The sequence below is a fragment of the Microbulbifer sp. ABF4_148 genome, assembly GCF_056158985.1.
Map to the genome: position 1 here is coordinate 3686177 of NZ_JBSWUI010000001.1, position 12235 is coordinate 3698411.

Below are 12235 nucleotides of genomic sequence, written 5' to 3' on the forward strand. Positions count from 1 at the left end.
ATCTCCAATCAAAACACTGTTAAAGGGAAAGCGACGCCATTTCCTCCGGCATTTCGCCATCTTCATCACTACTGTCGAGCCAATCCATCCAACGATCTTCGCTCCACAGCTCGAGCTTTTTACCTTGCCCAACCAACATCAATTTCTTCTCCAACCCTGCGTACTCGCGCAGCGTCGGCGGGATCAGCACCCGGCCATTTCCATCGACCTGCAATTCACAGGCATAACCGATGAGTAATCGCTGGGCTCGACGCGCCTTTTTATTAAAGTTGGATAACCCTTCGATCTTGGGCAGGACCTCCTGCCACTGGGGTTCCGGGTAGACCAGCAGGCAGCGCTCTTCCGTATGCGCAGTAACAACCAGGCGCCCACTGCAATCTTCCAGCAGCGAGTCTCTTACTCGCGCCGGAATCGCCAGACGCCCCTTGGCGTCCATATTGATTGCGTGGCTACCTAGATACACGATCGTCCCAATTCGATGCGCAATGCTTTTTGCGCCAAACCTGATGATTTATTGCACGATTTTCAACGGAGCGGTGTAAATACCCACTCACTTCATCAAATAAACCACCAAACCCCACAAAATTCCACTTTTTTCCACCGCCGACACTATAAATCTGGACTGCGCAAAGTCAAGGAAATAGGCAGGGCATTTCAGGAGAAAAGTGAGTAACCACGGGGGCTGCAGGAAGGGAGCACATTAGTGCCTGAAGAAAAGCTGATTACAATTGCACCAATAAGCAAACACTTACTTATTAATCCTAAGGTTTTACTTTAAGTTTTTCTGCCACCCCCTTCACACACAATAAAGTTAGCACCCACTAACTGAATTTTTCCCAATCCGGTCACCAGCATCGAACGACACCCCAGATCGGCGAACTGCCGGGCTGGATGCGGCCGGCTGGCGCGAAAAGCAACAAAGGAAAATAGTGCTTCCGCAGCACTCGAGGCATACTGAGCGCCAGCCAACCCCCGGGTCCACCGCGAATCAGGACAGCTCGCATGAAAAAATGCCTTCAGATCATCGTTTTCTTCTTGGCCACTGGACTCGCCTCAGGCGTAACCGCCGCGGACAAGGGCGGAGAGGTATTTCAACCTTTGTCCGATACGACCGCATCGGTGAACGCCACACTCGATGCCGCGCGACAGGCCAACAAGCGCGCTCTCATCGTTATGGGGGCAAACTGGTGCCATGACAGCCGTGCCCTGGCCTCACAATTCCAAAGCCCAAAAATCGCCGAGCAGATCGCCCGCGATTTCGAACTCCTGTTTGTGGATGTGGCCTACCTGAATAGCAATTTCGACGTGAATCAGCGTTTTGGCCTGCCCGTGATCTTCGGCACCCCTACCCTGCTGGCCATTGACCCCGAGAGCCAACAGCTTCTCAACCGGGACAATCTGTATATCTGGGCGAACGCCGCCAACATGAAGAGTGAGGAGATTATCGAGCAGCTGGCGGCCCTGCCCCCACATCCGGTCGCCGAATCCACGGACAACCCCGCATTGCTGGCCGCCATGGAGAAGCTGGACCAGTTTGAACGGGCCCAGGCCAAGCGTATCTATGCCGGCTTCGCCGTTGTCGGCCCGATGCTCGCCGCTTACAAGAAAGGCGAGACCCCAGAGCACTTTGACCACTACTGGAACCAGTTACGCGATATGCGTGCCCAGCTTCCGCGTGATCTGGAGCGACTTCGCCGGGAGGTTCGCGAGAAGGCAGCACAAGGTGAGAAAGACATTCAGCTAGAGCTGCCGGTGTACGCAGCATTTGACTGGGAAAAAACCAAGCAGGAATGAGCGATCACAAGGCACGCCAAACTTGCCTGCCAAGAGGAGAACCCAAGTTACGTGCCGGCCGGATTCAGGGGTCGTCCTCTGACCCCAGAACTTCCGCGTCGGCAGCATCCACTGGCTTTCCGGTAACAAACAGCACACTCACAATCACACCCGCCAACGCCAGATAGGCATTCACCGTAAATGCCCGATCGATACCAGATGTCAGATCAGACGACATGGCCACGATCGTTGTATTCATGCCCAGTCCGATCGCACCTCCGGCAATCTGAAACATATAAAGGATGGCGCCGGCCAGACTCGCCCGACTGGGGTCTACTACGGTAATCGCGGCCGTCGTGATCGAGGAGTAGAAAATCCCAATGCCCGCGCCCAACACCATCATGCCTGGTACTAACGCACTGTAGCCGGTGTCCTTGTGCAGATGCGACAACATATACATACCGATCGCCAGACAAGCCGCGCCCACTGTGACGATAGTTTTTGCCCCGAGTTTTTCATACAGGTAGCCGGACACAAAAGAGACGAGGCAAAAAGTCACCATCATCGGCAGCAATCCGGCCCCCGCGCGCATCGCCGAGTAGCCCAGCACCTTGGTGAAAAATTGTGGCAGATACAGCAGTGCGGCAAAGAAAACCACCGACATCAGCAGCGTGGTGAGACCCGCCGCAAAAAACTTTCGATTCTCCGCGACATCTTTGGGGATGAGTGCGCCAAAGCCGACGCGTCGCTCATTCCATACAAAGCCGATCATAAACACCAGAAACCCGCCCAATAGCGCAGCAATAATCGGGCTCTTGAAGCCGAGATCAACCACAAGGTCCAACGCCAGTAGCAGGCCGAAAAGACTCAGGGAAAGACAAGTCACCCCCACATAATCAATACGCTCTTTACGATTCTCCGGCTTGTCATTTTCAACCACCCTCCAGCACACAAACATTGCCAGCGCCGCGATGGGTAAGTTGAGGAAGAAAATCCAACGCCAGCTCAACAGGTCGGTGAGTACACCACCCAGTAGCGGACCTACCGAGTTGCCAAAGCCCGCCACGGCCATGATCAGCCCTCCGGCGAGACCGGCCCGGTCGTCCGGCATGATGGCGTAAGTCATGCCCAGAATCGACGGCCACATCATCGCCGCGCCAATACCCATCAATGCCCGGCAGGCCAGCAGCATGTTCATATCGACAGCCAGCCCGCCGAGCACCGAAAAGACCACGAAGATGGTCGTGCCGATAAAAAATATGCGCCGCCGGCCAAACATGTCTGCGAGCCGTCCACCGGACACAATCAGGATGCCAAATACCAGCGAATAGCCATTGATGACCCACTGGGTAGTGGTGATATCAGATTGAAATTCTTTCTCCATGGCAGGCAAGGCCACCGAAAAAGCGGTGAAATCATTGGCGACCAGGAAAATCGCAAAGGTGAGCGCCAACAGGCCCAGATACTGGGCTTCGGTTAACGGGATTTTTTTTGCCGCCATTGGAGTTCCCTGAAATGAGCCGGGGGGACCAGCAGATCTACTGTCGATCTCTCAGTCTGGCTCAATCTGGAAAACTTGCGGGGACACCGACAGCGATGGTTTTACCCACCGGCAAGGCCTGGGCGTCAGCAGCCAAGAGCGAGGCGCATCGACCAGAAATACCGATCGACGCACAGGTGAATGCGACGACGGTGAGTGTTAAGCGGAATTCGTTTTCTCGTGGAGCGCAGCGGAGTGGGCAAACAGGGTCCCAATATCAAGATGCGCTTCGAGACAGTCGGCCAATCGCTCGAGCTCCTGTTCACGCAATAGGTCGCGGTCGATCGGCTGTGCATTTTCCAATCCCGCCCAGCGCAGTACCGCCACACAGGCTTGCGGTGAGTCGAGTATTCCGTGGAGGTAAGTGGCGGCGACCTGGCCATCTACGCTGAAATACCCGTCTGAACGCCCGTCTTCCAGTGTGACCAGTGTGCGGACAGCGTCGGTTGCACGGGTTTCCCCACAATGAATCTCATATCCCGCAACGGCCACCATTTCCTTACCAGCGCTTCCATCAGGGAAAGCACTGGAGAGCACCCCCTGTACATTGTGCAAATGCTTCTCCGCGTGCAATTCGGTAGCCAACGGCAACAATCCGAGACCAGTAGAGACGCCTGGCTTACCTTCGACCCCCATCGGGTCCGCGACCGTCTCACCCAGCATTTGCAGGCCGCCACAAATACCCAGCACCTTGCCACCAAAACGCAAGTGGCGCTGGATGGACTGCTCCCAGCCCTGCTCGCGCAACCAGTCGAGGTCAGTACGAACGCTCTTGGAGCCCGGTAAAATTATCAGGTCGGCCGGCGGTATTTTCTGGTGCGGGCCTATCAGCTGCAAATCCACCTGGGGATGCAGTCGCAATGCATCGAAGTCGGTGTGGTTCGATATCCGCGGATATACCGGCACCACCACCTTCAGGCGCTCACCAGAATCCAACAGAGACTGCTCGACGGCAATCGCGTCTTCCGCATCGAGCTGCAGGTTATGCAGGTAGGGCAATACACCGAGCACAGGCTTACCGGTACGTTCTTCTAACCAGTCGAGTCCGGGCTGCAGCAGGCTGATATCTCCGCGAAACCGGTTGATCACAAACCCGCGCACACGCGCCTGCTCGGACGGAGACAATAATTCGAGCGTTCCGACGAGATGCGCGAACACCCCACCGCGGTCAATGTCCGCCACAATAACCACGGGCACATCGGCGGCTTCGGCAAAGCCCATATTGGCGATATCGCGGTCGCGCAGATTGATCTCGGCAGGACTGCCGGCGCCCTCCACCAGCAATACCTCGTATTGATCCTGAAGCCTGCGCCAGGACTCCATGACCGCCGCCATGGCGGTGGTTTTGTACTGGTGGTAATCCCGCGCATCCATTTCATGCCGGGCAACACCGTGAATAATGATTTGTGCCGCAGTATCGGTATTAGGCTTTAGCAGCACTGGATTCATATCCGTATGCGACACAATGCCAGCAGCCTGCGCCTGCAGGGCCTGGGCCCGGCCAATTTCGCCACCATCGGATGTTACTGCGCTATTGAGGGCCATGTTCTGCGGTTTGAAGGGAGCAACCCTGACACCACGGCGTGCCAGCAAACGACACAGGCCCGCCACCAAAACCGTTTTACCGGCATCGGATGTGGTGCCCTGCACCATCAGTGCTGTGGCTGCCTCATTTGGCGGGATTACAGGAGCCATCACAAACGTTTAGTAATCCACACCGCGGCGTGCCTTGATACCCGCCTTGAACGCATGCTTGATATCTTTCACTTCCGATACCGTATCCATCACTGCCTGCAGCTCACTGCCGCCACCGCGGCCTGTGACTACGACGCTCTGCTCTCGCGGACGGTTGGCTATGGCCTCAAGCACCATTGGCCTGGAGAGGTAATCGTAGCCGAGCATATAGGTCAACTCGTCCAACACCACCAGGTCAATCTCGGGATTTTCCAGCATCGGCGCAGCCAGTGCCCAGGTGCGCTCGGCAGCGGCAATATCGCCGGTGCGATCCTGGGTATTCCAGGTAAACCCGGTGCCCATCTGGTGAAACTCGACCTGCGGACAATGATCGCGCAAATACAGCTCTTCACCGGATAACTGCACTCCTTTAATGAACTGCACCACGCCGACCTTCTGGCCGTACCCCAGCGCACGTATCACCATGCCAAACGCCGAGCTGGTTTTACCCTTGCCATTGCCGGTGATCAGAACAGCCACACCCCGCTCTTCACTCGCGGCAGCAATATTGGCATCCACCTTTTCCTTCTGTTTGACCATCGCGGCCTTGTGACGCTCATCCTTGCGTTGTGTTTCGTCAGACTTTTGCGTCACAGGCACACTCCTTCAGGTTAGATGCAGATCAACAGTTAGAACTGGTAACGGACGCCGGCATAGGCTGCCGTATCCGGGGCGTAATAGGTGGGCACCTCTTCGAATGCCTCACCCAGCAGGTTCTCCACCCTGGCAAACAACTGCAGGTTATCACGCAGATCGTAGCTGCCATTGATATCCAGCACTTGATAGTCGTCCAGCGCGGTACCGTCAGTATCCACTGCATCAAACGAGCCACGCAGGTGGGCACCGACTCGCCACTGTGCCTGCATCCACACCACACCGATATTGGCGAGGTGCTCAGGACGGCGGGCACGCGGGCCATCTTCGCGGGTCTTCGCATCGTTGTAGGTGTAGTTGGCAGTCAACGACAGACTGTCACTCACCGGCAGCTCTGCGGTCAGTTCAACGCCGGTGGACTCACTGCGCCCACTGCTCTGCAGGTAACCGGTATAAGCCACCAGGTCGTAAAAGATCTCGTTATCGATCACCTGGTCAAAATACGTAGCTTCCAGGTAGAGGCCACTGTCCAGCGCCAGCGCCGCGCCGAGATCATAGCCCTTGCTTTGCTCTTCCTTCAGATCGGTGGTGAGCGCCTCACCCCAGGCGTACGGGCCTGCATTGTAAGCTTCCTCATACAAACTGGGGGCACGGAAGCCGGTACCGTAACTGCTCTTCAGTTTCCATTCGCCGCCGGCAACGGGAATGCGATACGCCGCACTGACCCGGAAAGTGCTGTACTGGCCAAAGTCATCGTTGTCATCCTGACGAGCCCCCAGGGTAACGAACAGATTGCCGGTGCCCGCCTGCACCTCGGCAAAGCCGGCTAACTGATCCCGCTCGCGTCCACCACTCCCATCATCGAACGACTCGGTCAATGACTCAGCGCCATACACAAAACGCAAGGTATTGGTGGCGCTTTCCAGTGCGTTGAAATCACCCACATAGGTCCAGCGGGTTTGTTCGCCTTCACTGCCAAAGGTTGGGGAGCTCTCGGTGTAAGCCTGTCGATCCGTCTGGTTATCGGCCACACTCAAACGATGCTGCCAGGCACCGCTGCCGTACTCTGCCGACAAGCGCCAGATACGCTGGTCGAAGTCGCTGCGACATTCATTGCTGGGAGAGAACGCCGCGGTGTAGCACCCATCGTAATCACTGCTGGACTGCACATCGCGACCCACCCATTCAAAGCGCAACTTGTCGCCGGCCTGCCAGCCCAGCTTGGTGTGCAGGCTGGTGTTGCGGTAGCCATCGTCGTCCGCTGCAACGCTATCGGTTGAGCGTGCGTTATAGCCATCCGTCTCGACGTCGCTAGCCAGCACGACCCAGTCTACCGGTCCGCTGGTACCGCTCAGGTTGCTGCCGAGTTGACGGGTCCCGAACTGTCCGCCTTCCGCATGTAGCTGTCCGGCAAAGCGCTCTGCGGCAGAAGCGGTCGTCAGGCTAACCACACCGCCGGCATCCGCGCCGTACATCAACCCCTGGGGGCCACGCAGGATTTCAGCGCGGGCGATGCCGCTGCTCAGCAGGTGCTCGAAGCGTGGGGCGGCCTGCGGCCCGGAAGTATCGTCGAGAGAAATCCCATCGAGATAGGCGCGGGTGCGGAAGCCATCTTCGCCGCGGATACGCAACGCCGACGTCGCACCCAGTCCGCCGTTGCTACTGATCGCAACACCAGGCTGGCTGCGCAGCACTTCCTGAATGGTGGTAAAGCCACGGGCCTCGATCTCTTCCGCAGTTATGACGGACACAGAAGTGGCCACGTAACGCAGGGGCATCTCTATTCGGGAGGAAGTGACAACAATCTGTTCCAGCTTGTTGCCAGATTCGGTTTCAGGTTGCGCAAGGGCAACCGGTGCACAGGCCAACGCCAGTGCGGTCAGGGGGAATTGAATACGCATTGTAATCCTCAATTGCCGAAGTAATGGCGACTGAGGGAGGGGATCAGGGAACGCGGCACACCGCCGAACCGCTCGGAGCACCGGGCAACCTTACATGAAGCCCTCCGCTCCATCGTTGCGTGTTCCAGGCAGGTATCGGGCTCGCAGGAATCTGCATACCGTTGCGGGGGCAGCGTAGGCTTGGCGCGGCTCCGAAGTCGGGCCGGCGTACCTCACTTCCCTTTTAACCTACCCAGCGCTCGAAGCGCGGCAGGCACCTGGGACGGGCGGGGACTCTAAGGAGTCAGTAGTGACTTGTCAAACTGACCAGTCAAAAATGCACAAGGGCGCTGTATAGCGCCCTTGTTTAGAAAATGATGAGCTGGCCTGTAAGCCGGGTTCTGTCGAGGACAATCATTCATCTGGGATGCCTGTCACCAGACACCTCAAGCGACCTACCCGCCCTCAGTGCGGGTCACACCTGTAGAGGGCCTATTTGGTCTTGCTCCGAACGGGGTTTACCGTGCCGCGGACTGTTACCAGCCGCGCGGTGCGCTCTTACCGCACCCTTTCACCCTTACCTGTGCTGCCCCAGACCGAAATCCAGGGAAGCCATCGGCGGTCTACTCTCTGCTGCACTTTCCGTAGGCTCGCGCCCCCCAGGCGTTACCTGGCGTTCCACCCTATGGAGCCCGGACTTTCCTCCATCTCCCCGAAAGGAAACAGCGATTGCCCGGCCAGCTCGGCGGCAAGCCTAATGACCTGCCCCGGGGAATGCAAGGCATCCCAGCCCCAGATTCAATACGCTATTTTTTGGTATTTCAGTGACCGCCCAGTGTCACTTCTGCTCCAGACCCCAGTTGTAGAGGACTTTCTTGTTCACGCCAGTGATCTCTGCGGCAATCGCGGCGGCGCGTTTTGGCGGTAACTCTGCCATCAGCAGGCGCATGATCCTCTCGGCCTCACTATCCAGTGCCCCGGCAGGGCGCGGATCTGCCCCCCGCACCATCAGTACAATTTCGCCGCGCTGCTGGTTACTGTCGGCACGGACCCATTCTGACAGCTCGCCCAGCGGCGCCATGTGGATGGTCTCGAAGGCTTTGGTCAGCTCCCTGGCGATGGCCGCCTCACGGGCGGCACCGAAGACCTCTGCCATAGCGGTGAGGGTATCGGCCACACGGTGTGGGGCCTCGTAGAACACCAGGGTGCGGGTCTCGCCGGCAAGATCCTGCAGGGCCCGCTCACGTGCACCGGCCTTGGAGGGCAGGAACCCTTCAAAGGAAAAGCGATCAGAAGGCAAACCCGCCGCACTTAATGCCGCCACAAAGGCACAGGCCCCGGGCACCGGCACCACCCTGAAACCGCGTGACCGGGCTTCCCGGACCAGTCGATAACCCGGATCGGAGATCAGTGGTGTGCCCGCATCGGAGATGAGCGCGACCGTCTGCCCGGCTTCGAGCCGTTCGAGGATACGGGCCGTGCGCTGGTCGTCTGAGTGGTCATGGTAGGCAATCAGCGGCGTATCGATGCTGAAATGGGAAAAAAGGCGCTGACTGTGACGCGTGTCTTCTGCCGCGACCACATCGGCGCATTGTAGAACTTCGATCGCTCGCGGTACCATATCGGCCAGATTTCCGATGGGTGTTGCGACCACGTAAAGCGCCGGATCCGGCCCCATAGCGCACTCCAGATATCAGTTTTCGGGAGAAATGTATGCTCGCCTCTGTTCGGCGCTCAAAAACGGTAGCCCTGCGACTTGCCACTGGCCTGCTGGCCATCAGCATCGCCGGGTGCCAGCCCCCCGCTTCCAAACCGGGCGCCCAGCTGCCCGCCAGTCCGGTCGCGGCGCAGTCCGCGGACCGCGGCACCGCGATGGCCATGCTGCAAAGCGCGACTGCCCTGCCCTCGCCGGAGCGGGACCAGAGACAACTCGAGGCGGCCGCCATTCTATACGGACTGGGCGATAATGCGACCGCCAAGACAGCCATTACCGGCGTATCTCCCGAGCAACTGAGCGATATTCAGTATGCGCGCTATGCACAAGTCTATGGCAGCCTGCTGGTCGCCGAAGACGAATTCTTCCAGGCCCTGGACCTGGCCACCGACGAACGCATCGAGGGCAGCTGGCTGCAGCTGGGTGACGATACCGCGCTGCCACTGCGCGAGCTGCGCGCCGACCTCTGGGGCCTGTTGGGCGATCTCGACAGTGCCATTCAGGAGCGCAAGGTCATTTCAAGCCTGGCTGTAAACGAGTCTGCGGTGAATGCGAATAACGATGGCCTGTGGCAGTTGCTGACCCAGCTACCGTCTGGCGAGCTGCAGCTGCGCGCCGATGAAACCGCCGATTCAACCATGCGCGGCTGGTATGAACTGGCCATGGTGGGGCGCAACACCCAGAGTGACCTCAGCTCACAGCTGACCGACCTGGCGCGCTGGCGCCAGGCCTGGCCAAACCACACCGCCGGTATGAACCCCCCGCAGGCCCTGCGTCTGCTGGAACAGCTGGCGACGCAGCGCGCAGACAGCGTTGCTTTATTGCTGCCGCTTTCCGGCCCGCTGGGGTCCGCCGGCCGCGCCATCCACGATGGCTTTATGGCCGCCTACTACACGTCATTGCAGGCGGGTGCTCCGACGCCACGTGTGCAGGTGTTCGACACCGCCGGCGACCAGTCTTTCGAGGAGATTTACCAGGCCGCAGTGGACGGTGGAGCCCAGATGATTGTGGGCCCCCTGGACAAGTCGAAAGTCGCAAACCTGCTCGCCACCGAAAAACTGCCTGTCCCAACCCTCGCACTGAACTACGGAGATCAGGGCCGACTGACCAATGATCTGGTGCAATTCGGCCTCGCGGTCGAAGATGAAGCCCGCCAGGTCGCTCGCTACGCCTACCGCCAGGGCCATCGCCAGGCGATGGTGATTGCCGCAAACACGGGCTGGGGCCAGCGCGGTGCGGAGGCTTTCCAGGAAGAGTGGGAACAGCTTGGCGGTAAGGTCAGCAAAAAACAGACCTTCCAGGACCGCAGTAATTTCTCGCAGTTGATGAGTGAGGCTCTGCTGATTTCTGACAGCAAGGCCCGCGAGGCCACGCTGCGCCGCAAGATCGCCTCCTCACTGGAATTCACCCCCCGCCGTCGCGGCGATGTGGATATGGTGTTCCTGCTGGCCAAGCCGCAACAGGCCCGCCAGATCAACCCGATGATGACCTACTTCTACGCCGCTGACCTGCCCGTCTTTGCCGCCTCACATATCTTCGAGGGACGGATTAACCCGCGCCGGGACGGGGATCTGAACGGGGTTCGCTTTACAGCATTGCCATGGCTGTTCGAGCGCAGCAACGAAACCAAGGTAGCGATCGAAAAAATGGCGGCACCGAGTGCGGCCTTCAGCCGCCTCTACGCCCTGGGCGCCGACGCTTTCCGCCTGTATCCGCGCTTGCCCATGCTGCGCCAGTTTCCGCAGCAAAAGGTCTATGGCCTGACCGGCGCCCTGAGCCTCAGCCCCGATGGCCGCATCATCCGCGAGCAGATCTGGGCGCAGATCGAGCAGGGCACTCCGCGCCCGGTCACCAGCGTGCCGGCTCCAGCGATCGTTTCGCAGGAACGCCCGGCAGGCGCCGTCGAGCAGGCGCTCTAGGGCCTGCTGTGGCGGTCACGGGAGAGACCGGCCAGAAGATGGAGCAAGCCGCAGCCGACTACCTGCAGGCAGTCGGCTGCCAACTTCTCGAACGCAACTACCGTAGCCGTTTTGGCGAGATCGATCTGATCGTCCAACACGGGGATGTGCTGGTATTTGTCGAGGTCCGCTACCGTCGCAACAGCCAATTTGGCGGTGCCGGTGCTTCCGTGGATTTCCGCAAGCAACGAAAGCTGCAGCGTACGGCCGAGACTTACCTCCTGCAGCGCAAGCTGGACTGTCCGTGTCGCTTTGACGTGATCGCCATTGATGGCACCCCGGACAATATCACCTGGATTCGCGACGCCTTCTGCTGACCTGTTTGCTCAGGCACTGAGTACGACTTACGTCGGGACATTGGCGCCGCAACAATACATAATGACGGAAAATCGACTTTGTTCATTCTGCCTCTCCCACCGCAGATGAACGCCAATGGAACAAAGGATTCATGGAGCAACGTGTAGTTACCCTGTTTCACCGCAGCCTCGAAGCCACCATGAACGCCGGTGAGATTCTGGCCCCCCTGATTGCCGAAGCCAGTGAAATGGTGGTGCACTCCCTGCTGGGTGAAAACAAGTTACTCCTGTGTGGCAATGGCGTCAGCGGTGCTCTCGCCCAGAGTTTTTGCGCCCAACTGGTGGGCGGTTTTGAACGAGAGCGACCCGGGCTGCCCGCCATCGCCATCAATGGTGATGCCGTTTCGCTCAGCACCGTTGCACGCAATCACGGCCGGGCCGAGTCATTTGCGCGCTCTGTGCGTGCACTCGGGCAACCGGGAGACCTGCTGGTAATTGTCTCCAACGACGGCAACGACTCCAATCTGGTGCAGGCAATGCGCGCTGCGCGAGATCGCGATATGGGCATCCTGGCACTCACCGGTGGAGACGGTGGTGATTGCGCAGCCCTGCTCGATACCCACGATATTGAACTCCGTGTGCCATCTGAAGTCGCAGCAGAGGTGCACCAGGTCCATATGCTGACCATTTTTTGTCTTTGCGACCTGATAGACAGCAGTCTGTTTGGCGGTTACGAGGAATAACTG

Annotated in this window: 10 protein-coding genes, 1 other RNA gene and 1 riboswitch; of the genes, 4 read left to right on the plus strand and 7 right to left on the minus strand. The window is 58.7% G+C overall.

Annotated elements, in window-relative coordinates; genetic code table 11:
* Nucleotides 1-19: 19 nt before the first annotated feature.
* Complete coding sequence (gene mraZ, locus ACXAD0_RS16245; protein ID WP_475089691.1) at nucleotides 20-463, minus strand: division/cell wall cluster transcriptional repressor MraZ; 444 nt, start codon at nucleotides 461-463, stop codon at nucleotides 20-22.
* Between the two features lie 539 nt (nucleotides 464-1002).
* Between mraZ and ACXAD0_RS16250 the strand changes: the two genes are divergently transcribed.
* Nucleotides 1003-1794, plus strand: a complete 792-nt coding sequence (locus tag ACXAD0_RS16250; protein WP_475089692.1) for a thioredoxin family protein — start codon at nucleotides 1003-1005, stop codon at nucleotides 1792-1794.
* Nucleotides 1795-1858: 64 nt separating this feature from the next.
* Here the strand turns inward: ACXAD0_RS16250 and ACXAD0_RS16255 are convergent, their stop codons facing one another.
* The 6 genes from ACXAD0_RS16255 to rsmI form a co-directional block, all read right to left on the minus strand.
* Entirely contained in the window at nucleotides 1859-3274 is a 1416-nt protein-coding gene (locus tag ACXAD0_RS16255; protein WP_475089693.1) for an MFS transporter, read from the minus strand.
* Nucleotides 3275-3472: 198 nt separating this feature from the next.
* Nucleotides 3473-5008 carry a cobyric acid synthase gene (locus ACXAD0_RS16260; RefSeq protein WP_475090409.1) on the minus strand — a complete coding sequence of 512 codons (1536 nt, stop codon included), beginning with the start codon at nucleotides 5006-5008 and terminating at the stop codon, nucleotides 3473-3475.
* Nucleotides 5009-5017: 9 nt separating this feature from the next.
* Nucleotides 5018-5641: a cob(I)yrinic acid a,c-diamide adenosyltransferase gene (gene cobO / locus ACXAD0_RS16265; protein WP_475089694.1), complete on the minus strand. Its 624-nt coding sequence runs from the start codon at nucleotides 5639-5641 to the stop codon at nucleotides 5018-5020.
* 35 nt (nucleotides 5642-5676) lie between these two features.
* Nucleotides 5677-7542: a TonB-dependent receptor plug domain-containing protein gene (locus ACXAD0_RS16270; RefSeq protein ID WP_475089695.1), complete on the minus strand. Its 1866-nt coding sequence runs from the start codon at nucleotides 7540-7542 to the stop codon at nucleotides 5677-5679.
* A gap of 110 nt (nucleotides 7543-7652) precedes the next feature.
* A riboswitch (cobalamin riboswitch) is annotated at nucleotides 7653-7818 on the minus strand.
* 77 nt (nucleotides 7819-7895) lie between these two features.
* Nucleotides 7896-8266: RNase P RNA component class A (rnpB, locus tag ACXAD0_RS16275), an RNA gene on the minus strand.
* 93 nt (nucleotides 8267-8359) lie between these two features.
* The gene (gene rsmI / locus ACXAD0_RS16280) at nucleotides 8360-9199 is read right to left on the minus strand and encodes a 16S rRNA (cytidine(1402)-2'-O)-methyltransferase (protein ID WP_475089696.1); all 840 of its coding nucleotides are present in this window, start codon (nucleotides 9197-9199) and stop codon (nucleotides 8360-8362) included.
* Between the two features lie 35 nt (nucleotides 9200-9234).
* Here rsmI and ACXAD0_RS16285 point away from each other — a divergent pair, with 35 nt between their 5' ends.
* From ACXAD0_RS16285 to ACXAD0_RS16295, 3 genes are all read left to right on the plus strand, one after another.
* A complete protein-coding gene (locus ACXAD0_RS16285; RefSeq protein WP_475089697.1) occupies nucleotides 9235-11154 on the plus strand; it encodes a penicillin-binding protein activator in 1920 nt (639 codons plus the stop codon).
* An 8-nt stretch (nucleotides 11155-11162) separates the two neighbouring features.
* Complete coding sequence (locus ACXAD0_RS16290) at nucleotides 11163-11510, plus strand: YraN family protein (protein WP_475089699.1); 348 nt, start codon at nucleotides 11163-11165, stop codon at nucleotides 11508-11510.
* Nucleotides 11511-11641: 131 nt separating this feature from the next.
* Entirely contained in the window at nucleotides 11642-12232 is a 591-nt protein-coding gene (locus ACXAD0_RS16295; RefSeq protein WP_475089700.1) for an SIS domain-containing protein, read from the plus strand.
* The last annotated feature ends 3 nt before the right edge of the window (nucleotides 12233-12235 follow it).

Excerpts from the sequence above, each read along its gene's own strand:
- ACXAD0_RS16250 (WP_475089692.1), top strand. The coding sequence starts at position 1,003 with ATGAAAAAATGCCTTCAGATCATCGTTTTCTTCTTGGCCACTGGACTC.
- ACXAD0_RS16255 (WP_475089693.1), bottom strand. The coding sequence starts at position 3,274 with ATGGCGGCAAAAAAAATCCCGTTAACCGAAGCCCAGTATCTGGGCCTG.
- ACXAD0_RS16260 (WP_475090409.1), bottom strand. The coding sequence starts at position 5,008 with ATGGCTCCTGTAATCCCGCCAAATGAGGCAGCCACAGCACTGATGGTG.
- ACXAD0_RS16270 (WP_475089695.1), bottom strand. The coding sequence starts at position 7,542 with ATGCGTATTCAATTCCCCCTGACCGCACTGGCGTTGGCCTGTGCACCG.
- rsmI (WP_475089696.1), bottom strand. The coding sequence starts at position 9,199 with ATGGGGCCGGATCCGGCGCTTTACGTGGTCGCAACACCCATCGGAAAT.
- ACXAD0_RS16285 (WP_475089697.1), top strand. The coding sequence starts at position 9,235 with ATGCTCGCCTCTGTTCGGCGCTCAAAAACGGTAGCCCTGCGACTTGCC.
- ACXAD0_RS16295 (WP_475089700.1), top strand. The coding sequence starts at position 11,642 with ATGGAGCAACGTGTAGTTACCCTGTTTCACCGCAGCCTCGAAGCCACC.